This window comes from Rhizomonospora bruguierae (assembly GCF_018397995.1).
Lineage (GTDB): Bacteria > Actinomycetota > Actinomycetes > Mycobacteriales > Micromonosporaceae > Rhizomonospora > Rhizomonospora bruguierae.
Genome location: NZ_BBQH01000024.1, coordinates 97,343 through 118,176, shown reverse-complemented (window position 1 = coordinate 118,176; position 20,834 = coordinate 97,343). Strand labels below are relative to the sequence as shown.

The window sequence follows — 20,834 nt, the reverse complement described above, 5'->3', positions numbered from 1 at the left end:
CAGCGACCAGAAAGCGAGACGAACGTCTATGAGTACACTATCCGGCGCCACGAGCGCCTGGGTGCGGCGGTTCCACCCGGACGACCAGGCCGCGACCCGGCTGGTCTGTTTCCCGCACGCCGGCGGCTCGGCGACCTACTACTTCCCGGTCTCCCGAGCCCTGTCCGGGCGGGCCGGGGTGCTGGCGATCCAGTACCCCGGCCGCCAGGACCGGCGCGCCGAGCGCTGCGTCGACGACGTCCGCGAACTGGCCGACCTCGTGGTCGGTGAGCTGCGGCCGTTCGCCGACCGGCCGATGGCGCTGTTCGGCCACAGCCTCGGCGCCACGCTCGCCTTCGAGGTGGCGCTGCGGCTGGAGGCCGAGGGCATCGTCCCGCTGGTGCTGTTCGCCTCCGGGCGGCGGGCGCCGTCGAAGCACCGCGACGAGCGGGTCCACCTCGGCACCGACGAGCAACTGCTGCGGACCCTGGAGCGGATGAGCGGCACCGACGCGCAGGTGCTACGCGACGAGGAGATGGTCCGCTCGCTGCTGCCGGCCATCCGCGGCGACTACCGGGCCGCCGAGACGTACCGGTACGTGCCCGGCCCGCCGCTGGCGTGCCCCATCGTGGTCCTGACCGGAGACCGCGACCCCGAGGTGACCCGCGATGAGGCCACCGCGTGGGAGGGGCACACCACCGGGCCGTTCGCGCTGCACGAGTACCCGGGTGGGCATTTCTTCCTCAACGACCACGCCCCCACCGTGATCGAACTCATCGGTGACCACCTCGAGCAGGTCCGGCTCGGGTGAGCGGCTCCCTGCTGGCGATCAGCGACCTGCACGTCGCCTACGCCGAGAACCGCCAGGTGGTGCAGAACCTGCGGCCCCGCTCCGACCGCGACTGGCTGATCGTCGCCGGCGACGTCGGGGAGCGCTTCGCGGACATCGCCTGGGCGCTGCGCGTGCTCAGCGAACGGTTCCAGCGGGTGATCTGGTCGCCGGGCAACCACGAACTGTGGACGCCGCGCGACGACGACGTGTCGTTGCGCGGCGAGGCCCGGTACCGGCGGCTGGTCGAGCTCTGCCGGGAACTGGGCGTGGACACACCGGAGGACGAGTACCCGGTGTGGACCGGCACCGGCGGTCCGGCGACGGTCGCACCGCTGTTCCTGCTGTACGACTACTCCTTCCGGGTCGACGGGGTGGCGACGAAGGAGGAGTCGCTCGCCCGCGCCTACGCCACCGGGGTGGTCTGCACCGACGAGATGCTGCTGCACCCCGACCCGTACCCCAGCCGGGAAGAGTGGTGCTGGTCGCGGGTCGAGCAGACCGAGCGCCGGCTGGCCGAGTGCGACCCCACGATCCCGACCGTCCTGGTCAACCACTTCCCGCTGGTGCGGGAGCCGACGCGGGTGCTGCGGTACCCGGACTTCGCCCAGTGGTGCGGCACCGAACGCACCGCCGACTGGCACCTGCGCTTCCGCGCCGCGGTGGCGGTCTACGGCCACCTGCACATCCCGCGGACCACCTGGCACGACGGGGTGCGCTTCGAGGAGGTCTCGGTCGGCTACCCGCGGGAGTGGCGCCCCCGCGGCGGCCCTACTCAGCCCAAGGTGGTCCTGTGACTGCGCTGCTGGCCGGCCTGGTGCCGCCGGGCACCGTCGCCGTGGAGTCGTTCGGCGACACCGCCGACGCGTTCCTCTACCCCGAGGAAGAGGCGTGCATCGCTCGCGCCGTGGACAAACGGCGCCGCGAGTTCACCAGCGCCCGGGTGTGCGCCCGCGCGGCACTGGCTCAGCTCGGCATCCCACCCGCACCGATCCTCCCCGGCCCCCGCGGCGCCCCGGCGTGGCCGGCCGGGGTGGTCGGCAGCATGACCCACTGCGACGGCTACCGCGCCGCCGCCGTCGCGCTCGGTCGGGACGTGTGCACCATCGGCATCGACGCCGAGCCGGCCGGCCCGCTGCCGGACGGGGTGCTGGAGGCCATCGCGCTCGACCCGGAACGCGCCTCGGTCTCGGGGCTTTCGGCGGCCGTTCCCGGGGTGCCCTGGGACCGGCTGCTGTTCAGCGCGAAGGAGGCGGTGTACAAGGCGTGGTTCCCGCTCACCGGCGCGTGGCTGGACTTCCACCAGGCGCGGATCGACATCGACCCGGCCGCGCACACGTTCACCGCCACCCTGCTCGTCCCCGGTCCGGTGGCCGGCGGTACCAGGCTGTCCGGCTTCGCCGGCCGATGGCTGCACCGCGACGGCCTCGTCGCCACCGCCATCGTGCAGCGACAGCCCATTGACTAATGTGAGGCGGTGTCCAGTCCCGTGAATGTCCCCGCGTCCGACGACGACCGCGAGCGCGCGGCGCAGCGCCTCCAGCAGGCATGCGGCCAGGGGATCCTGACCCTGGACGAGTTCAGCGTCCGGGTTGGCAAGGTTTGGGCCGCGCAGACCCGCGCCGACCTGACCCGGACCCTCGGCGACCTGCCCGCGGCCCCGGTGACCATCGTCGGCACCGACCAGCCCGTGGAGCGGGTCGTCACCGTCTTCGGTGAGAGCAGGAAGGCGGGCCGCTGGCGGCTGTCGCCCCAGCCGCTGCACACCGTAACCGTCTTCGGCTCCTGCGAGATCGACCTGCGCGGCGTGCTGGGCGGCGGGGAGCAGATCGAGATCACCGGTGGGTGCTTCTTCGGCGAACTCCGCGTCCTGGTCCCGGAAGGCGTGGAGGTCCGGGTCTCCGGCCCGGCCATCTTCGCCTCGCGCACGATGAGGTTGGCCCCGGTTCCCCGGCTCCGCGGCACCCCGCTGATCACTATTCACGTCACCACGATGTTCGGCTCGGTGGAGATCGAGTCGGTCGGGGGACGGCACTGACCCGAGGTACCGATCACCCGACGTCCCGGTTGGCGAACAGCAGGACGGCCGCGCTCACCACCAACGCCGGCGGCCAGCACAGGTGGGCAACCGTCCACCCCGTCTCCGGCGGGATCGGCCACGGTGACCTGGTGCCCGGGAAGAACAGCGTCCCGACGAGCGCGACGCCCTGAACCAGCGGCCCGGTGAGCGCCGCGCCCAGATTGTTGCGGTACCGCGCCGCCACGGCGGCCGCGGCCAGCGGGATCAGGCCGCACACCGCCGCCTGCAACGTGAGGTAACCGGCGGGCTCGACGACGAGCCGGCCGCCGACGGCCACGACCGCCAGGTAGAGCAGCACCCAGACCGCGACCGCCGGGATCAGGTTCAGGGCCAGCCGCAGCCACTGCCGCACCCATCGCGGGGACGGCGCCAGCACGGTCGACGCCATCCGGTCCGGCAGCGCGAAGCAGGCCGCCGCGCCGAGCGCGGCCGCGGCCAGCCGGAGGCCGGGCAGCGCGAGGCCCGCCACCGGCTCGGCGAACAGCACGGGTAGCTGGCCCAGCACCGCGAGCGTGGCCGCGGCGGCCAGCGGCCACCACGGTACGGCTCGGGCGAGCGGCTTGAGCAGCAGCATCCCGAGGCGGATGGCGCTCACCGGCAGATCCTCGGCTGGTCCGAGGGCTCGCCGCCGGCCGGGATCACCGGCGGCTGCACGGTCACCCCCAGCGGCGCGAGCGCCCGCCCGGCCGGGTCCATGACCTGCGGCCAGTGCGCGACCAGGAACGCGGCCACCTCGTCCTGCGGCCGGGCGAGCAGCGCGGCTGCGGCCTGCGCGTCCGCCCGGTCGTAGCGGACCCGCCCCAGGTTCAGACCGCCGTCGGCGAGGTGGCGGGTGCCATCCGGCACGGCCTGGGCCAGCAGCCACAGGGCGACCACGGTGCGATGTTGACCGGCACCGGAGCAACCGGACCTGGCCGCCTCGTCGAACGGCGTGATCCCGCGCCCGAACAGTCCGGTGGCCGCGGTGGTGTAGTCGATGGTCAGCTGCGTACGGGAGTGCTCCGCCCAGTGGCCGTGCCGCCCCCAGCGCGGCCAGGTGGCGATCTCCGGCACCTCGGGGACGAGAACGTGGCCATCGTCCATGCCGGCAAGCTGGCGGACCGTCGGACGGGTGGCCCCGGCGGGAAGGTTGCGGGTGACCGGCTCGACCGCCTCCCGCCAGAGCGGAATCCAGCCCCCGTAATGCGGAAGGGCGCAGTAGCGCACGTCGCCGTGCGTCTCGCAGTGGAGCACCGCCGGGCCGGCCACCGCGTAGACCATCTCGGGGTAGATCACCGCCGGGGTGGCCCGAGCCTGCTGGTCGGTGGCGAAGGCGCCGGTCGCCACCGCCGGCGGGAGCACCCCGATCGCGATGATCCAGAAGTGTCGCCACCGCAGCAGCGCGACGATCGCCGCCAGGACGCACATCAGATAGACCAGATGCCACCCGGTGGGACGCGCCGCCCCGGTCACCCACGGTGTGTCCGGCACGGGGAAAAGGTGCCGGACCAGGGTGTCGGCGCCGGTGCTGAGCACCGGCAGGGCGCCGAGGACGACCGCCGCCGCGAGCACGGTCAGCGGCCCGGCGGCCGCCGTGGGCAGCCAGCGGCCCACCACGATCCCGAGCGCCGCACCGATCGCCGGAACGACCACGGTGACCAGCAGCGCCCACGGGTCGAACCGCCCGACCGGCCAGGCCGGCAGCATGACCAGCAGCCCGGCGAGGCAGCCCGAGGCACCGGCCGCACCGGCCACAAGCACCAACGCGAGCAGGCCGAGGCCGCGCCGAGCGGCGGTCGTCGGCACCGTTTCGAGGCTCTCCGCCCCGGCCCGCCGATCGCGGCTCGCCGCGAGGTGCCCGGCCAGCAGGAGCGCGCCCGCCAGCACGAGCGAGGCCATCCCGGCGTTCTGGGCGAACGCATCCCAGGTCGGCATCGTGGTCCACCCCCACGCCGTGTACAGCGCCAGGGAGAGCACCATGCCGGCCCAGAGGAGCGGACTGCGCAGCAGCAGGCGCGCCTCGGCGCGGGCGAGCGCGCCCACCGCCACCCGACCGCTGGGCCGGACCGACGCCGGGGCGAGCACCGTCATCGGGCCGCCCCCGCCCGCGTCGACGGTCCGAGCAGGAGCAGGTATCCGTCCTCAAGGGATGGCTGACCGCGCTCACCGCCCTCGGGTTGGTCACCCAGCGTCCGGTACAGCCCATCCGCGTTGCGCCAGTACGGCTGGGAGCCGGCCGGAGCGGTGGTCGACAGCCAGACCCGGCCATCGGCGACAGCGGCCAGCTCCCGCGGGCTGCCATCGAAGATCACTCGCCCGGAGTTCATCACCACGACCCGTTCGCAGAGCGCGCCCACATCCTCGGTCTGGTGGGTGGACAGCAGCACGGTGCGCCGCTCGCCGAGCCGGGAGATCAAGGCCCGGAACAGCATCCGCTGCTCCGGGTCGAGACCCACCGTGGGCTCGTCGAGGATCAGCAGCTGCGGCTCGCCGAGCAGGGCCTGGGCCAGCCCCAACCGCTGCCGCATACCGCCGGAGAGCCTGCGCACCCTGGTCCTGGCCCGGTCGGTCAGCTCGACCTCCTCGAGCACCCGGCGCACCTCGGCCCGGCGCTGCCGGCCGTCCGTCAGCTCCTTGAGCACCGCCACGTAGTCGAGCAGGTCGTAGGCGGTGAACTGGGGATAGAGCCCCGGATTCTGCGGCAGGTAGCCGATCCGCCGGCGCAGTTCGGTGCGCTGCGCGGGGACCGCCGGGTCGAGACCGAGAATCCGCAGCCGGCCCCGATCGGCCGCCAGCGCGGTGGCCAGGCAACGCAGCAGGGTGGTCTTGCCGGCGCCGTTCGGACCGAGGAGCCCGGTGACCCCCGTCCCGATCTCCAGATCCAGGCTGTCCAGCGCCACCGTGGCCCCGTAACGCTTACCGAGCCCGCCGATGCTGACGGTGGTCATCGAGTCTCCCCCGGGTCGAGGCGGCCTCGCCGCATGGTCAGGACCGCGACGGCCATCGCCGCGGCGAGCAGGTAGCCGAGTTGCGCGGTGCCACCGAAGATGATCGGCAGGGAAGACCCGCGATGGACCGTGGCCGCGGTGCCCACGCCGATCAGCCAGGCACCGCCCAGCAGGCCGGTGGCGGTCGAGAGCGGAACGACGGTGCTCAGTGCCAGGCTCCCCATGCTGAGCACCAGGGCGGGCAGCAGCCAGGCCACGGCGTACCAGCCCGGCCCGGGCAGCAGGGCCGCCGCCCCCATGCCCATCGCCACCGCGACCGCGACGACCGCGGTGGCGCGCCAGAGGACCAGCGACGGCCCGGCCGCCGGCATCGTGCCGGTGATCTCGTGCATCGGGTCGGCCGGCGGCCCGTAGGCGGTGGCGACCGCCAGCACCGGCAGAACCGGCGCGAGGACGAGGAAGAGCATGGCGCTGACTCGCGCCCCGGGCTGGGCGAAATACGCCGCGGCCACCGCGAGGGCCAGCACCGCCGCCGTCGCGCCCAACCAGGACCAGCGCAGTGCCGGTGTCGCGGCGAGCAACTGGATCCGGTGCTCGGGCAGCCCGAGCCGACCCAGGAGCCGCCACAGCACCCGCTGTTTGGGCGCGTGGACCGCGTCGAACACGGCCGCCCAGTTGTCGGCCAGCCATACCGTGTCGACCTCGACGCGCCCACGGCAGGAGGCGCAGGCCAGCAGATGGGCGTCGACGGCCATGACCCGGCTCGGGTCGAGCGATCCCCGGTCGTACTCCGCGAGCAGCGCCGCGTCGATGTGCCAGCCGGTCATGTCAGCAACTCCCTCAGCCGGGCCCGGGCGCGCAGCAGCCGGGTCTTCGCCGTGCCCTCCGCGATGCCGAGCAGCTTGGCCGCCTCCCGCACGGTCAGGCCGTCCACGGCCGTGGCCTGGATGAGCGCCCGCAGCTCCGGTGGGATCCGGTCGAGCGCTCCGCCCAGGTCACCGTGCTCGACGCCCAGCAGCACCAACTCCTCGGCCGAGGGTGCCGTGGTGACGTCGGGCAGGTCGGTGGTGGCGCCGCTGAGCCAGCGGTGCCCGGGACCACGCAGCGCGGACACCAGCCGCCTGACCGCGATGGTCCAGATCCAGGCGGCCGCGTCGGCGCCGGTCACCTCGTACCGGTGGGCGTCGGTCCAGATGGCGACGAACGTGTCCTGGAGCGCGGCATCGACCACATCGGGGTCCGCGCAGCGCCGGCGCAGCCGGGCGCGCAGCCAGGGAGCGTGCCGGTGATGCAGCAGGCGAAGGGCTTCGGTCCGCTCCGCCGCGACGGCACGCAACAACTCGGCGTCACTGCTCAGCTCGTCGACCGGCCGCCCGGGTTCATGGCTTCTTCTTCGCCGCACACATGGACTATCGCGCGGCCCGGGGAATTTGGTTCACCGAGGACGCCGACGGCGCCGATGAGCAGCGCCGCCGCCGATTTCCCGGTGGCTACCGCGGCGGCTCAGGCCGGGAAGAGCACCCGGACGCTGAGCCCGCCGCCGGGCCGGGCCTCGGCCATGAGCTGGGCGGCGTGGGCCTGGGCGATGGCCCGCACGATGGACAGGCCCAGCCCGTGGTGGCCGTCGTCGGCGACCCGGCGCCGGCGCTGGAACGGCTCGAAGAGGCGCTCGACGTCGCCGGGCGGCACGCGGACGCCGGTGTTGGCGACGATCAGCCGGACCCGGACGACGGCGTGCGGGGTACGTCGGTCACGGGCGCCGGCGCGGGGAGCGCGCCAGGTAGCCGTGCGGGTACGGCAACCGGCCATCGCCGGCCGTGGTCAGCCGCTCGATGTGCTTCTCGTCCAGGACCCAGCCCGAGGCACCGAGGTTGTCTTCCAGTTGGGCGAGCGTCCGGGCGCCGATGATCGGCGCGGTGACCGCCGGCCGTTGCAGCAACCAGCGCAGGGCCACCTGTGCCGGGCTGCGGCCGGTCTCCTCGGCGACGGCCAGCACGGTGTCCGTGACCGACCAGGCGCGCTCGTCCACGCTGGTCTCCCAGTCGCCCAGCCACGGCTGCTTGTCCGCCTCCCACCGGGTGTCCGGCGGCGCCGCGGCCATGCCCCGCCGGTACTTGCCGGTGAACCATCCGCCGCGCAGCGGGGCCCACGGGATCACGCCCAGCCCCTCGTTGCGGCACACCGGAAGCAGCTCCTGCTCCGCCACCCGGTCGAGAAGGTTGTACAGCGGTTGCAGGGACACGAAGGGTTCCCAGCCGCGGTGGCGGGCCACGTCCACCGACTTCTGCAACTGCCAGCTCGCGTAGTTGCTGGCGCCGAGGTGCCGCACCTTGCCGGCCCGCACCAGACCGTCCAGCGTGGACAGCGTCTCGTCCAGCGGGGTGGCCTCGTCGAAAGCGTGCACCTGGTAAAGATCGATGTAGTCGGTGCGCAACCGGCGCAGGCTCGCGTGCACCGCGGCCAGAATGTGCTTGCGCCCCGCGCCGTGATCATTTGGACCGCCGCCGGTGTGCCAGAACAGTTTGGTGGCAATAACGAGATCATCTCGCGACCGGTGTGCCAACCAACTCCCGATGATCTCCTCGGAGGCGCCCTCTCCGTAGACATCGGCGGTATCGATGAAGTTGCCGCCAGCCTCGACGTACCGATCCAGCAGGCGATGGGATGTCTGTTCGTCGGCCTCGTTGCCGAACGTCATCGTGCCCAGGCACAACTCGCTTACCCGTAGACCACTGCCACCCAGGTACCGATACTCCACGATTCACGATCCTGTCATCCCGGTCCCGTTTGGACAAGCGAACCACGGCGGAATTACGAACGGGCGAGACTGTGCTGCGGGTGCGTCCCGGCCGACCGTCGGGACAGCAGGCGCTGGAATGTACCGACCGCCCCGCCCGCGGCTCCGGTGAACGTGACCAGGAGATGGACCGCGACAAAGTAGAGGCCGAACGCCAGCCCACGGTCGGCGAATACCCGGCGGTACGTTTTGCCGTCCAGCGCTATTGCCGCGGCGACCAGGGCCAGGGGCAGGACGGCACCGGCCGCGCCCACCAGCACCGGTAGCGGAATTGCCAGCACCGCGGCCAGCAGCAGGGCACCGGCGAGGGCCCGCGCCATCGAATCCCCCGGAGTCTCGCCGCGCCGCCATTCGGCGGCGCTGATCCGGGCCCGCCGGAAAACCTTGCGCAGGATCATCCGCACCGTCGAATCATGATCATGCCGGCCGCGCACCGCCTCGGTGATGCGAACCTGGTATCGCTGGGTCAGCCGGAAGCGATAGTCGGAGGACTCGGTGTCGCGCAGATCCGGATTGAACGGACCGACCTCGGTGAACACCTCGGCCGGAACGGCAAGCACGCAGGCGTGCAGTTCCAGGGTCGGCCGTCCGGTCGGCATCCACCAGTGGTACATCTGCAATGCCCGGTACCGCGCGGCCAAGGTGTCCGACACCAGGGACTGGGGCAGAAGGATGCCACCCACGGCACCGAGCAGCGGCTCCGCGGCGAGCATGGCCACGGCATTGGCCACACTGTCCGGCTCGAGCGCGATATCGGAGTCGACGAAGAGCAGAACGCGGCCGCGGGCGTGCGTCGCGCCCAGATTGCGGGCGGCAGCCGGCCCACTGTTCGTCGCCGTGCGCACCACGGTGGCACCCATCGACGTGGCCACCCGCACGGAGTCGTCGGTGCTGCCGTCATCCACCACGATGACTTCGATCGGCGAGTGGGTCTGCTGCGCGATGGCGTGAAGGCACAGGCGCAGCAGGTGCGAGCGGTCGCGGTGCGGAATGACGACCGAAACCAACGTGCTCTCAGGACTCATGACCCGCTCCGGTGGGTGTGGACGGCGGTGGGTGCGCCGGTGCTGGCCGAGTCGGCGGCGACGGCCGGCCGCCGCTCGTCGGGCCGGCGGCTGAGCAGGTACAACAGCACTCCGGCCGCGGCGGCCACGCCCGTGGTGGCCGTGACCAGCAGGCGCATGACGCTGAAGAAGAGGCCGAACCAGAGCCCGCCGCTGGCAAACGCGTGACGGTACATCTTGGTGTCCAGCGCCACCGTGGTGACCAGCAGCAGCGGCGAGACCAGGGCCGCGAGCGGACCCAGCAGCCACGGCAGCGGAAGCGCCAGCAGCGCGGCGAACATGGTCACGGCGGCGGTCGCGCGCGCGGCGGTCGCGGCGCCGCCCGGCAGGGACCGGTACCGCATCCACAACTGCATGCCGTCGTAGGTCCGGTGGAACACCTTGGACAGAACCATGCGCAGCGTCGCATCGTGGTCGTGCCGGCCGTGGATGGCCGTGGTCACCCAGATCTCGTAGCGCTGCAGGATCCGGAACCCGTAGTCCATGTCCTCCGTGTACGACAGGCCGGCCTGGAACAGGCCGATCTCGCGGAACACCTCGGCCCGGATGCCGAACAGGGCGGTGTAGAGCCCCGGGATCGGCCCGATCTTGATCTCGTTGAACCAGACGTACTGTTCGCACAACCGGTACCGCGCGGCGAGGCTGGGCGGCAGCAGCGGCTCGGGGTCGTACGCGCCGCAGATCGCGCCGATCCTCGGGTTCTCCCGCAGCATCGCCACCGCGACCTCGACCCCGCGCGAATCCAGCCCGAGGTCGGAGTCAAGGTAGAAGAAGATCTCGCCCTTGGCATTCTGGGCGCCGACGTTGCGGGCGACCGCCGACCCGCTGTTGACCGGGATGGACACCACTGTCGCGCCGCAGGCCCGAGCGATCTGGGCCGTGTCGTCGGTGCTGCCGTCGTCGACCACGATCAGCTCCAGCGGCGCGTACGTCTGGTCGGCCACGGACTGTAGGCACGCCTGGAGCGTACGGGCACTGTTGTAGCTGGGCACGATGACCGATACCAACGGGTTCGCTCGACTCATGCTGGCTCCTGGGATGGTGTCAACCGTGTACCGCACTGCGGCTCGCCACGCTAGCCGCCGCAGCTTGTCGGGACCTTGTCGCACCGGGGTCGGGCGCGACAAGGAATCGACAAGAATCGGTCGCTAGGTTGGTGCACCGCCGAGGCGAACCGCTGACCGACCGGGATGGTGTGCTGGTGAACAATCAGGACCGCGTGGCCGAGCGGCCGCCCACCCCGGTCGCGCCGGACCGGCCGGAGTCAAGCCAACCCGAACCACGGTCGGGAAGGCGGTGGCGGCGGCTACGCATCGGCCTAGTCCTGACCGCATCCGTCGGCTGGCTGCTGTACGTGCTCCTGCATCGCCTGCTGAGTGGCCGGACTCCACTGTGGGCACCGTTCGACCTGATGCCGCCGATCGCGTTCATCGGGATACCGGTGGTACTCGCGGCCCTGATCCCCCTCGTCCGGCCGTTCCACTGGCGGTGGCTACCGATCCCCGTGGTGGCCGGGTTGGTCGGCGCCGGGCTCAGCGGGATCAACCTGGCCACCCTCTGGTACACCCCGCCGGCCGCACCGCCGGGAGCCATCACCGTCGTCGCCTGGAACACCGAGTTCTGGGACCAGGACTGGCGGGGTGACGGCGGCCACCGCGCCGACTTCTACGAATTCCTCCACCGGCTCGACGCGGATGTCTACCTGCTGAGCGAATACCTGTACTCGGCCGGCGGCGACGCCATGGATGGCAAGTTCACCGGCGACATGGCGGTCCGCATCGACACCTCGGCGCGGTTGGCCCGCGAGTTCCCCGGCTACCAGGTCGCGGTGGCGGGCGAGCAGATCACCCTGTCCCGCCTGCCCATCGTGTCGTACCACGGCCTCGACCTGCGCGGTTGGGTGCCGGCGGAGCAACGGGAGATCCCGGCGGACATGCGCGACTTCCCCGACTCCTACACGACCGAGACGCTCCGTACCGACATCCGGCTGAACGGCACCGTGGTGTCCTTCTACAACACACAGATCCTCCAGCCGCCACTGGACTGGCACCTGTACCGGCGGGCCTCGCGCGACTCGAACCGGTGGAAGTACGACCGGCGCGAGGCGAGCTACCGGGCACTGCGCGCCGACATCGAGGCCAACCACAACCCGGTGGTGCTGGCCGGTGACCTGAACACCTCGCCGGCGATGGGAATCCTCCGGCTCCTGCCCGGCAAACTGGTGGATCACACCCGGGCGCTGTCGTCCCTGTACCCGACGACGTGGCTGGCCGGCGAGTTCGAACTGTGGCGCCTCGACCGGCTGCTCACCACCGCCGACCTGACCGTACACCGCTATGAACTGCTCGACGCGGACGGCCAGTCCGACCACCGTCCGCAACGGACGGTCATCTCGCTCAGCACCGACTAGATCGCCGGATACGCCGCCGGAAGGGAGACATCGTGATCGAGCACCGGGACGACGTCGCGGTCATCGTGCCGAACTACAACAAGACGAAGACGCTGCGCGCCTGCCTGGAGTCGGTGTACGCGCAGACCTACCGCCCGGCCGAGGTCATCGTGGTCGACGATTGCAGCACGGACGGCTCGCTCGACATCGCGCGGTCGTTCCCCTGCCGGATCGTCAAGCTGGCCGGCAACCAGGGTCCGTCGGGCGCCCGCAACGCCGGCGTGGCGGCCAGCACCACCCCGCTGCTGTTCTTTGTGGACTCCGACACCGCGCTCGCGCCGGACGCGATCGAGAACGCGGTCAAGGCGTACCGGGAAACCCCCGACTGCGGCATGGTGCAGGGCGTCTACGACACGGAGCCGCTCTACGACGACGGCATGGTGGAGCAGTTCCGGGTGGCCTGGGAGAACTTCGACCGCACCCGCAGCACCGCGACGTTCCTGTCCTGCACGCTGATCCCGCGGGCGGTTTTCGACGAGGCGGGCGGGCTGGACGAGCGGCTGCGCGACGGCGAGGACTTCGAGTTCGGCACCCGGGTCCCGGCCCGGTACCGGCTCGTGGTCACCGAGTCGGTCGTCACCCGGGCCGACGATGAGGACCAGTTGCTGCCGTGCCTGTGGGAGCGGTTCATCCGGTCCAGCACCCTGCCCGTCATCGTCATGCGGGCACGGCGCCTGCGGCACGACGGTGCGACCGGGTTCCGGCTGGACATGATCGGGCCGGCGCCCCGGACCCGCCGCCGCCCGCCCCGGATCTCGTCGATGACGGCGGCGCTGACCCTGTCGCTGCTGCCGGTGGTGTTCCTCGTACCGTGGCTGGTGGCCCTCCAGGCCCTGGTGTTCCTCGCGTTCCTGGCCGTCAATCTGGAGTTCTTCCGGTTCGCGTACCGGCTGCGCGGCGCCCGCTTCGGCACGTTCGTGGTCGGCATGCAGCTGCTCTACCACGCCGTGTTCTTCTTCGGCGCCGGCCTGGGGCTGCTGCGGGTGGCGTACGAGCTGTTGCGGGGCCAGGGAGAGCCGATCCAGCCCGGCGTCCCGCGGGCCGCGTCGGCGGGTGCCCACCAGTGAGCGCGACCGGAAGGCACGCTCGGTGAGCGCGGTCCCGCCGGCCGCGGACCCGGCCGAAGACTGGTCCGGGCCGCGGCCCGGCGCCGGAGGTGCCGGGCCGCACCGGGTACGCCGCCTGCTCTGGCGGCTGCTGGGGCTCGTGTTCGCGCTGGTCCTGGTCGGCGTGCTCGGATCGGCGCTGGCCGGTCAGGACTGGAGCGTCGTCGCGGTCGTCCTCCGGCAGCGCGACCGCGCTCAGGTCATCCTGCTGCTGATCGGCGCCCTGCTGGTCAGCTCGGTCGGGCTGGCGTTCGGGTTGCTCTCCTGGCGGGTGGTGCTGCTCGAACTGGGACCGCCGGTCAGCTTCGCCCGGGTCGTACGGATCTTCTTCGTGGGGTTCCTCTCCAAGTACATCCCGGGTCGGGTACCCGGCCTGGTCGCCACGATCAAGGTAGCGCGGGCCAGCGGGGTGACCTTCGGGCGGCTGACCAGTGCGGGCGGGGTGAACATGAGCCTGGTCATGCTGACCGGGCTGTCGATCGGGCTGCTCCCGGGCGTGCAGGTACTCGGCGCGCGGGTCGGCTGGCTGGCACCCGCCGTGGTCCTGGTCGCGGTGGTACTGATCTGGCCGGACCTGGTCAACCACTGCGTGCGCCTGCTGCTGCGGCTGCTGCGGCGCGCGCCGGTGCGGTTGGCCTCGGCGCGCGCGGTACGGCTCTCGGTGGCGCTGCAGAGCCTGTCCTGGGTGGTCACCGGGCTGCACCTGTGGCTGCTCGCGGTGGCGATGGGGGCGCCTCCGGCACGCTCGCTGGCCGTGTGCGTGGGCGCGTACGCCCTCGCCACGACGCTCGGGCTGCTGGCGGTCGTGCTCCCCGACGGGATCGGAGTTCGGGAAGCGGTGATGGCGGCGGCCCTGTCCGTGGTGCTGCCGATGCCGTCCGCCGCGGTGGTCGCGCTGGCCAGCCGCCTGGTTTCCACGGCCAGCGAAGTGGTTCTCGGCGGTGTCGCCCTGGCCGTGGCCGAGGTCGTGCATCGACGCACGCCGAAGCCGGCCGCCGCCGGAGGGCGGTCGGGCGACACCGTGTCCATGTCAACTGCCCAAGGTGCAGCGGGAGAGGGGGAAGGCGATGTCCAAACTGTTCAGCATCGACGAGTGCGAGCGCTTGACCGCTAGTCAGGTGCACGACCTGTACCGCACGTATGTCAGCCGCAGCCAGGTGTCCTTGATGACCTCGTTCGGGTTCGGCCGGGAACTGGTCGACTACGCCGAGGGTCCGTGGGTGTACATGCGCGACGGCAGCCGGGTTCTTGACCTCTCCGGCGGGGTCGGGGTGCTCAACCACGGCCACAACCACCCGCGCATTCTCGCCGCCCGGCGTCGGTTCGCCGAGCAGCGCCGGATGGAGGTGCACAAGGCGTTCTTCTCGCCGTACCTGGCGGCGCTCAGCCACAACGTGGCCGAGCTGCTGCCCGGCGATCTGAACATCTCCTACTTCCCGAACTCGGGGGCGGAGGCCAACGAGGGCGCCATCAAACTGGCGTACAAGTACCACGACGGCAAGCGCGGCACGATCCTGCGCTCGGACATCAGCTTCCACGGCAAGACACTGGGGGCGGGCAGCCTGACCGGCTCGGCCGAGAACCACTTCCGCTTCCCCGGGCTGCCCAACATTGTCGTGTACCCGTACGGCGACCTCGCGGCGCTGCGCGAGATCGTGCGGTCCACCCGCGGGCCGGACGGCAAGAGCGACATCTACGCGCTGATGGCGGAGCCGTTCAGCGCGTCGAGCATACGCTGCTGGTCCGAGGCCGACCTGCGCGAGCTGCGCGAGCTGTGCACGGCCGAAGGGATCATTCTGATCTTCGATGAGATCTACACCGGGTGGGGCAAGACCGGCAACCTGTTCTACTTCATGCGCCACCCGGGGCTGGTCCCCGACATCCTGACGTACTCGAAGTCACTCGGCGGCGGCAAGGCGTCCATCTCCGGGTACACCGTCCGGGAGCCGTTGTTCCGCAAGGCGTACGACCGGTTGTCGGACGTGATCCTGCACAGCACCACGTACTACGGATTCGGCGAGGAGACCGCCACCGCCCTCGAAGCGGTCAACGTGGTGGTCGAGGACGACTATCCGGCCCGGGCCCGGCAGATCGAGGCGATCCTCGCCCCGGGCCTGGAGCGGATCCAGAAGGCGCATCCGGACACGGTGCAGCGGGTCGCCGGCGTGGGTTCGCTGCACGGGGTCTTCCTCGGCGGCGGCCCGAAGCTGCTCGACCTGGCCGGGAAGCTGGTCCCCGGCTTCTCCGGCGACCCGCACTTCCGCACCAAGCTGATCACCCTGTCGGTGATCGCGCACCTGTACCGCGAGCACAAGATCATGACGTACTACAGCCCGAACGTGGAGAACCCGCTGATCGTGGCACCGACACTCGTCATCGAGCCGTCCGAACTGGAGTACTTCCTGTCCGCGCTGGACGCCACGCTCGCGCTGGGACTGGGCCGGCTGCTCTCCCGTTTCGTCCGCGAGAAGGTGGCCGCGACATGGTGAGCGACACGGCCACCCGCGTCGTCGTCACCGGCAGTCTCGGCATGCTGGGTTCACACGTGGCGCGGCACCTGCGCGACGAGGGCTGGCCGGTACGGGGCGTGGATGTGCGGCCGGCCGGCGCGGCGGAGCCGGAGGTGCAGCACACCATCGCCGACATCCGCGACCTGGCGGCGATGACCCGGGCCGTGGCGGGCGCGGACGCGGTGGTGCACTGTGCCGGCGCGCTGCCGAGCTACTCCCCCGAGGAGATCCGTTCGGTGATCGTGGAGGGGACCCGGACCGTGCTGACCGCGGCGCGGGACGCGGGCGTGCCCCGGGTGGTCCACATCTCCTCCACCGCGGTGTACGGCCTGCCGAGCGTGGTACCGACCACCGAGGACTATCCGCGCGAGCCGGTGGACCGGTACGGGCGCGCGAAGGCGGAGGCCGAGGTGTGGTGCGAACGGTTCCGCAAGGACGGCCTGTGCGTGCCGATCCTGCGCCCGAAGACGTTTCTCGGGCCGGGCCGGATGGGCCTGTTCGCGATGCTGTTCGAGTGGGCCGAGGAGGGGCGGCACTTTCCCATCCTGGGAAAGGGTGACGTGCACATCCAGATGTGCGCGGTGGAGGACGTGGTGGAGTGCGTGGCTACCGTGCTGCGCGCGGACGCCGGGATCGCCAACGACACCTTCAATGTGGCCGCCGCACGGTTCGGCACGCTGCGCGAGGATTTCCAGGCGGTCCTCGACGCCGCCGGCCACCGGCGCCGGGTGGTGTCGATCCCGGCCCGGCCGGCGGTGGCCGTGCTGCGGATGCTGCAGTGGGCCCGACTGTCCCCGGTGTACGAACGGCTGCTGTTCAAGCTGCTGGCGGACTCCTACGTGAGCACCGACAAGGCCGGCGAGCGGCTGGGCTTCCAGCCGCGCTACTCCAACCGGGATGCCCTGCTGCGCACCTTCCAGTGGTGGCGCGAGCAACGGGCGGCCACCGGCGACGGCGCAGCCGGGGGCGTCCGGCCCGGCCGCACCAGCCGCGAACCGTGGCGGCAGGGGCTGCTGCAGGCCGCGAAGGTGTTCTTCTGATGGTCGCGATAGCCCGCGCCGAGCGGGACACCCTCCGGGTGCCCCGGGATCTGCTTCAGGTGGCCCGGCCCGGCCAGTGGCCCAAGAACATTCTCGTTGTCCCGCTGGCCGTGCTGGACGTAAAGGTGTGGTACCCGAGCCTGCTCTGGCACCTGTCCTGGGCGGTGGCGGTGTTCACCGTTGCCGCTGTTCTGGTGTACACGGTGAACGATCTGGCGGACCGCCGGTACGACTCCGCCAACCCGCACAAGTGGCACCGGCCCATCGCCTCCGGCCGGATCTCGGCGCGGATGGCGGCCGGGTTCGCGGCCGCCCAACTGGTGCTGCTCGTCGGCCTGCTCAGCCTCCAACCGTGGGCGTGGGCCTGGCCGGTGGTCGCCTACCTGCTGCTCAACGCCGCCTACACGCTGGGTCTCAAGCACGCACCGCTGCTGGATGTCTTCCTGGTCGCAGCCGGGTTCGGCCTGCGGCTCATGCTCGGCTACGTCGTGGTCGGCACCGCCGTCGCCAGCTGGCTGATGACCTGCGTGTTCAGCCTGTGCCTGCTGCTGACCGTCGGCAAGCGCCGCCACGAACTGGCGACGACCGGCAACGTGCACCGACCCGCGCTGCGCGGCTACACGGTGCCGCTCATCGACCAGCTCATGGTGCTCAGTGCCGTCATCGCGGCCGGCACGTACCTGCTCTATCTGCGCACCGAGGCGCCGCTGGGCGAGTACGGCACCCTGGCCGCGGCGCTGCTGGCACCGCTGGCGTTGTTCGCCCTGTTCCGGTACCTGCAACTGGTGATCGTCGGCGGCGGTGGCGGCGACCCGGTCCGTATCCTGCTACGGGACCCTGCCCTCGTGGTGAACTCCGTGCTGTGGGCGGGCCTGACCGGAGCGTTCCTCCTCGTCTCCCGGCTGCCGCCGGGCTGAACCGAAGGACAGGGCATTGGCCGTATCCGATCAATCCACGGTGGACGCCGGGTCGGTCGCCGCGCCGGTCCGCCGCGCCCGCACCCGGCGCTGGTGCTGGGGGACCAGGCTGGTGTTCTCGTCCGCGCTGTCCTGGCTGGCGTTCGTGACGCTGCACCTCGGGCTGACCGGCCGGGTGTGGTGGTGGAGCCTGCCCGACCTGATCCCGCCGGCCACGTTCGTGGTGGTGCCGGCCCTGATGCTGGTGGTGACGCCGCTGGCCCGCCCGGCCAAGTGGCGCATCACCATGGTGCTGGTCGCCTCGCTCGTGCTGGGTGGCGGGTTGAGCGGGCTCAACCCCGCCATGCTGTGGCACCGGCCCGCTCCGCCGCCCCCGAACGCGGTGACCGTCTTCTCGTGGAACACGTGGTACTGGGACCAGCAGGCCAGTGACGGGTCCATCCGGCCCCCGGCGGGCGGCACGCCGGCCAGCGTCGTCGACGACTTCTACCGGTACCTGCACGCCCAGCGGGCCGACGTCTACCTGCTGCAGGAGTACCTCTACTTCACCGACGGGTGGGACCCGATCAGCGTCGACGACACGGCCCGGCTGCGGCGGGAGTTTCCCGGGTACCACATCGCCACGGCCGGCGAGCTGTTGACGCTGTCGAGGTTCCCGATCGTCGACCAGCGCCCGATCGACCTGCGCACGGCGTGGTCGGGCCGCACCGAGGATCTCGTGCCGCCGGGCTCCGGCCTCCCCGACTACCACCTGGTGAAGTCGCTGCGCACCGACCTGCGCATCGGTGCCGCCACGATCTCGTTCTACAACACCCACGTGTACGCCCCGGCGGTCGCGCTGTCCCTGCGCGGCTCGGATCCGCCGCCGGATCCCCGGCTGAACAGCCGCACCCAGCACGAGCTGCGGGTGGCTAACATGCGGGCGCTCGCTGACGACGTCGAGCACAACCCGTTGCCGGCGGTCCTGGCCGGCGACCTGAACGCCTCGCCGGCGATGGGCCTGATGCGGATGGTGCCGCGCCGGATGGTGGACGCCACCCCGGCGCTCCGCTCGCTCGCCCCGGTCTCCTGGGACGAACGCAAGGTCCGGCTGTGGCGGATCGACTGGGTGTTCACCACCCCGGACATCACCGTGCACCGGTACCGGTTCATCCCGTCAGACGGCCAGTCCGACCACAGTGGGCAGCTAGTGATCATCTCGCTGGATCGGTGACCGGGTGCGGCTGCTCCAGGGCGTACAGCCGGAGCAGGTGGGGCATCCGGAACCGGCCCGGCGCCGGGCTGTCCAGCAGCCGCGCATCGACCAGCCGCTCCAGTAACGCCTCCGCCTCGGTCACCGGCAGGCACAGGTGCACCGCCGCATCCGAACTGGACAGATCGTCCCGGTCGTACCGGGCCAGTCGGGTGAAGACCGCTGCCGCCGCGTGGTCCTTGGCATCGGCGCTCGCGCTCAGGTCCCGGAAGGACCCGGCCAGGCAGTGGCGCATGCTCAGTTCGGTCAGGTCCAGCACATCAAGCCGGCGCCGGTCGTCGGCGAGCCGGCGGGCCAACTCGGCCAGGGGCCACCTTGGACGGGCCGCGAACCGCGCCGCGGCAGCGCGCAGCGCCAGCGGCAGGTAGCCGCACCAGCGCGCGACCTCGGCGACCGCATCCGGCTCGGCCGCGACCCGGCGAGCGCCGAGCAGCTGCCGAAGCATGTCCAGCGCCTCCGGTTCGGACAGCGGTTCGAGGTGCAGGTGGGTGGCGCCGTCCAGGCCCACCAGCGCCCGGCGGCTGGTCACGATGGCCCCGCAGCCGGGGTCGGCCGGCAGCAGCGGGCGTACGTCAACCGCGGCTCGCGCGTTGTCGACCACCACCAGCAGCCGCCGCCCGGCGGTCGCCAGGTGGTACATGCCGGCCGCCTCCTCGATCCCGCCGGTCCGGGCCGGTAGCGACACCCCAAGGGTGCGCAGGAACCGGTGCAGCACGGGAATCAGGCGCTCCCGCTGCCCTCCAGCGCCACCGCCGCGCAGGTTCACGTACAGCTGGCCGTCGGGGAACCGGTCGGCCACGCGGTGGGCGGCACGGATCGCGAGGGCGGAGCAGCCGACCCCGCCCCGCCCGTTGATCGCCACCACAGCCGCCTCGCCACCGTAGGCCGCGGCCGCGAACGCAGCCTCGATCGCGGTGAGCTCGCGCACGCGGCCGGCGAATCCGGCGCCGAGCGAGGGCAGCTGCCGAGGGATCGGGCGCTGCGTGGGGTCCGGCACCGGCCACGCCGGCCGGACCGTCGTAGCCACGGAGGCGGTGGGTGGCCGGTCCGGTCCGGCCCGCAGGATCGCCAGGTGCAGGTCGCGCAGGTCCGACCCCGGTTCGGCACCCAACTCCTCGCGCAGCCGGTCTCTGGTCGTCGCGTAGCACTGGAGGGCCTCCACCTGTCGCCCCACCGCGCTCAGCGCCCGCATGAAGGCCGCGACGAGCGGCTCCGCCAGCGGGTACCGGCCGATCAGGTCCGACAGCCGGTCGATCACCGCGGCCGCGTGACCCAGCCGCAGCTCGGCCTGCGCCCACAGTGCGGCGGCACCGATGAGCACGGGCTCGGTGCCCCGGCGCAGCCCCGCGGCCCAGGTGCCCGGTACGCCGGCCATCGGCTCGCCACACCAGTTCGCCAGCGCCTCCCGGAGCAGGAGAACGCGCCGGTCGTCCGCGCAGCGCGGGTTCTTGGCCTGGTCCAGCAGCCGGTGGAAGCGATGCAGGTCCACCCGGTCCCGGTCGATGCCCAGCAGGTACGCGCCGTTGCGCCGGTCTAACCGGACCGGCGCCGCGAGCCGCGCGAGAACCCGCCGGAGGCGGCTGACGTGGGCGTACAGCGCGGTCCGCGCGCGGTCCGGCGGGCGCTCGCCCCACACCCGGTCCACCAGCAGCTCCACCGGCACCGGCGTGCCCGCGTCGGCGGCCAACGCCGCCAGCACCGCCTGCCGCTGTGGCGGCCCGACGTCCAGCACCCGCCCCTGCTCGGCGAGCTGTACCGGCCCTATCAGCCGGAGCTGTACCGGTTGCCCCGTCATAGTTGGACTCCGAACGCCGCACCGCTTCCCGCGCCACACGCTAGAAAGCGGAATATCTGGTCACCAGGTGGCGGGCAAACCTCTAGGGC

Annotated in this window: 21 protein-coding genes; 11 read left to right on the top strand and 10 right to left on the bottom strand. The window is 71.9% G+C overall.

Features of this window, described 5'->3' with window-relative positions; genetic code table 11:
• Nucleotides 1-28 precede the first annotated feature (28 nt).
• The 4 genes from KJS59_RS14165 to KJS59_RS14150 are packed head-to-tail and all read left to right on the top strand — an operon-like array spanning nt 29 to nt 2,846.
• Complete coding sequence (locus tag KJS59_RS14165; protein WP_213453335.1) at nt 29-790, top strand: thioesterase II family protein; 762 nt, start codon at nt 29-31, stop codon at nt 788-790.
• Nucleotides 787-1,605, top strand: coding sequence for a metallophosphoesterase family protein (locus tag KJS59_RS14160; protein WP_213453334.1), 819 nt, complete (start codon nt 787-789; stop codon nt 1,603-1,605). The genes KJS59_RS14165 and KJS59_RS14160 overlap by 4 nt, the downstream gene beginning before the upstream one ends.
• Nucleotides 1,602-2,276, top strand: coding sequence for a 4'-phosphopantetheinyl transferase family protein (locus tag KJS59_RS14155; protein WP_376771172.1), 675 nt, complete (start codon nt 1,602-1,604; stop codon nt 2,274-2,276). The genes KJS59_RS14160 and KJS59_RS14155 overlap by 4 nt, the downstream gene beginning before the upstream one ends.
• A gap of 9 nt (nt 2,277-2,285) precedes the next feature.
• Entirely contained in the window at nt 2,286-2,846 is a 561-nt protein-coding gene (locus KJS59_RS14150) for a DUF1707 SHOCT-like domain-containing protein (protein WP_249714106.1), read from the top strand.
• Between the two features lie 13 nt (nt 2,847-2,859).
• On the opposite strand, the gene KJS59_RS14145 is transcribed toward KJS59_RS14150, so the two are convergent.
• The 9 genes from KJS59_RS14145 to KJS59_RS14105 form a co-directional block, all read right to left on the bottom strand.
• Nucleotides 2,860-3,483: a hypothetical protein gene (locus KJS59_RS14145; protein WP_213453333.1), complete on the bottom strand. Its 624-nt coding sequence runs from the start codon at nt 3,481-3,483 to the stop codon at nt 2,860-2,862.
• Nucleotides 3,480-4,958 (bottom strand): hypothetical protein, encoded by a 1,479-nt coding sequence (locus tag KJS59_RS14140; protein WP_213453332.1) that lies wholly within the window; start codon nt 4,956-4,958, stop codon nt 3,480-3,482. The genes KJS59_RS14145 and KJS59_RS14140 overlap by 4 nt, the downstream gene beginning before the upstream one ends.
• The gene (locus tag KJS59_RS14135) at nt 4,955-5,815 is read right to left on the bottom strand and encodes an ABC transporter ATP-binding protein (protein ID WP_213453331.1); all 861 of its coding nucleotides are present in this window, start codon (nt 5,813-5,815) and stop codon (nt 4,955-4,957) included. The genes KJS59_RS14140 and KJS59_RS14135 overlap by 4 nt, the downstream gene beginning before the upstream one ends.
• Nucleotides 5,812-6,642: a zf-HC2 domain-containing protein gene (locus KJS59_RS14130; RefSeq protein WP_213453330.1), complete on the bottom strand. Its 831-nt coding sequence runs from the start codon at nt 6,640-6,642 to the stop codon at nt 5,812-5,814. Before KJS59_RS14130 ends, KJS59_RS14135 begins: the two co-directional genes overlap by 4 nt.
• On the bottom strand, nt 6,639-7,217 hold the full coding sequence (locus KJS59_RS14125; protein ID WP_213453329.1) for an RNA polymerase sigma factor: 579 nt from the start codon (nt 7,215-7,217) through the stop codon (nt 6,639-6,641). The genes KJS59_RS14130 and KJS59_RS14125 overlap by 4 nt, the downstream gene beginning before the upstream one ends.
• Before the next feature lie 101 nt (nt 7,218-7,318).
• On the bottom strand, nt 7,319-7,624 hold the full coding sequence (locus tag KJS59_RS31780) for a sensor histidine kinase (protein WP_213453328.1): 306 nt from the start codon (nt 7,622-7,624) through the stop codon (nt 7,319-7,321).
• Nucleotides 7,566-8,573 carry an aldo/keto reductase gene (locus KJS59_RS14115; RefSeq protein ID WP_213453327.1) on the bottom strand — a complete coding sequence of 336 codons (1,008 nt, stop codon included), beginning with the start codon at nt 8,571-8,573 and terminating at the stop codon, nt 7,566-7,568. Before KJS59_RS14115 ends, KJS59_RS31780 begins: the two co-directional genes overlap by 59 nt.
• A gap of 53 nt (nt 8,574-8,626) precedes the next feature.
• Nucleotides 8,627-9,637 carry a glycosyltransferase family 2 protein gene (locus KJS59_RS14110; protein WP_213453326.1) on the bottom strand — a complete coding sequence of 337 codons (1,011 nt, stop codon included), beginning with the start codon at nt 9,635-9,637 and terminating at the stop codon, nt 8,627-8,629.
• Nucleotides 9,634-10,701: a glycosyltransferase family 2 protein gene (locus KJS59_RS14105; protein WP_213453325.1), complete on the bottom strand. Its 1,068-nt coding sequence runs from the start codon at nt 10,699-10,701 to the stop codon at nt 9,634-9,636. Before KJS59_RS14105 ends, KJS59_RS14110 begins: the two co-directional genes overlap by 4 nt.
• A 176-nt stretch (nt 10,702-10,877) precedes the next feature.
• Between KJS59_RS14105 and KJS59_RS14100 the strand changes: the two genes are divergently transcribed.
• The 7 genes from KJS59_RS14100 to KJS59_RS14070 are packed head-to-tail and all read left to right on the top strand — an operon-like array spanning nt 10,878 to nt 18,911.
• Nucleotides 10,878-12,086, top strand: coding sequence for an endonuclease/exonuclease/phosphatase family protein (locus tag KJS59_RS14100; protein WP_213453324.1), 1,209 nt, complete (start codon nt 10,878-10,880; stop codon nt 12,084-12,086).
• A 32-nt stretch (nt 12,087-12,118) separates the two neighbouring features.
• Entirely contained in the window at nt 12,119-13,192 is a 1,074-nt protein-coding gene (locus KJS59_RS14095; protein ID WP_213453323.1) for a glycosyltransferase family A protein, read from the top strand.
• 22 nt (nt 13,193-13,214) lie between these two features.
• Nucleotides 13,215-14,345, top strand: coding sequence for a lysylphosphatidylglycerol synthase transmembrane domain-containing protein (locus KJS59_RS14090; protein ID WP_213453322.1), 1,131 nt, complete (start codon nt 13,215-13,217; stop codon nt 14,343-14,345).
• The gene (locus tag KJS59_RS14085; RefSeq protein WP_213453321.1) at nt 14,299-15,720 is read left to right on the top strand and encodes an aspartate aminotransferase family protein; all 1,422 of its coding nucleotides are present in this window, start codon (nt 14,299-14,301) and stop codon (nt 15,718-15,720) included. The genes KJS59_RS14090 and KJS59_RS14085 overlap by 47 nt, the downstream gene beginning before the upstream one ends.
• Entirely contained in the window at nt 15,714-16,781 is a 1,068-nt protein-coding gene (locus KJS59_RS14080) for an NAD-dependent epimerase/dehydratase family protein (RefSeq protein WP_213453320.1), read from the top strand. Before KJS59_RS14085 ends, KJS59_RS14080 begins: the two co-directional genes overlap by 7 nt.
• On the top strand, nt 16,781-17,698 hold the full coding sequence (locus tag KJS59_RS14075; protein ID WP_213453319.1) for a UbiA prenyltransferase family protein: 918 nt from the start codon (nt 16,781-16,783) through the stop codon (nt 17,696-17,698). The genes KJS59_RS14080 and KJS59_RS14075 overlap by 1 nt, the downstream gene beginning before the upstream one ends.
• Before the next feature lie 16 nt (nt 17,699-17,714).
• Nucleotides 17,715-18,911: an endonuclease/exonuclease/phosphatase family protein gene (locus KJS59_RS14070; protein ID WP_213453318.1), complete on the top strand. Its 1,197-nt coding sequence runs from the start codon at nt 17,715-17,717 to the stop codon at nt 18,909-18,911.
• Here KJS59_RS14070 and KJS59_RS14065 read toward each other — a convergent pair.
• The gene (locus KJS59_RS14065) at nt 18,892-20,745 is read right to left on the bottom strand and encodes an AfsR/SARP family transcriptional regulator (RefSeq protein ID WP_213453317.1); all 1,854 of its coding nucleotides are present in this window, start codon (nt 20,743-20,745) and stop codon (nt 18,892-18,894) included. The two genes, KJS59_RS14070 and KJS59_RS14065, sit on opposite strands and share 20 nt — an antisense overlap.
• Between the last annotated feature and the right edge of the window lie 89 nt (nt 20,746-20,834).

What these genes read in the sequence shown, in the direction of transcription:
- KJS59_RS14065 (WP_213453317.1), bottom strand. Translation starts at nt 20,745, where the DNA reads ATGACGGGGCAACCGGTACAGCTCCGGCTGATAGGGCCGGTACAGCTC.
- KJS59_RS31780 (WP_213453328.1), bottom strand. Translation starts at nt 7,624, where the DNA reads ATGGCCGGTTGCCGTACCCGCACGGCTACCTGGCGCGCTCCCCGCGCC.
- KJS59_RS14135 (WP_213453331.1), bottom strand. Translation starts at nt 5,815, where the DNA reads ATGACCACCGTCAGCATCGGCGGGCTCGGTAAGCGTTACGGGGCCACG.
- KJS59_RS14130 (WP_213453330.1), bottom strand. Translation starts at nt 6,642, where the DNA reads ATGACCGGCTGGCACATCGACGCGGCGCTGCTCGCGGAGTACGACCGG.
- KJS59_RS14110 (WP_213453326.1), bottom strand. Translation starts at nt 9,637, where the DNA reads ATGAGTCCTGAGAGCACGTTGGTTTCGGTCGTCATTCCGCACCGCGAC.
- KJS59_RS14080 (WP_213453320.1), top strand. Translation starts at nt 15,714, where the DNA reads ATGGTGAGCGACACGGCCACCCGCGTCGTCGTCACCGGCAGTCTCGGC.
- KJS59_RS14075 (WP_213453319.1), top strand. Translation starts at nt 16,781, where the DNA reads ATGGTCGCGATAGCCCGCGCCGAGCGGGACACCCTCCGGGTGCCCCGG.
- KJS59_RS14085 (WP_213453321.1), top strand. Translation starts at nt 14,299, where the DNA reads ATGTCCAAACTGTTCAGCATCGACGAGTGCGAGCGCTTGACCGCTAGT.
- KJS59_RS14105 (WP_213453325.1), bottom strand. Translation starts at nt 10,701, where the DNA reads ATGAGTCGAGCGAACCCGTTGGTATCGGTCATCGTGCCCAGCTACAAC.
- KJS59_RS14165 (WP_213453335.1), top strand. Translation starts at nt 29, where the DNA reads ATGAGTACACTATCCGGCGCCACGAGCGCCTGGGTGCGGCGGTTCCAC.
- KJS59_RS14140 (WP_213453332.1), bottom strand. Translation starts at nt 4,958, where the DNA reads ATGACGGTGCTCGCCCCGGCGTCGGTCCGGCCCAGCGGTCGGGTGGCG.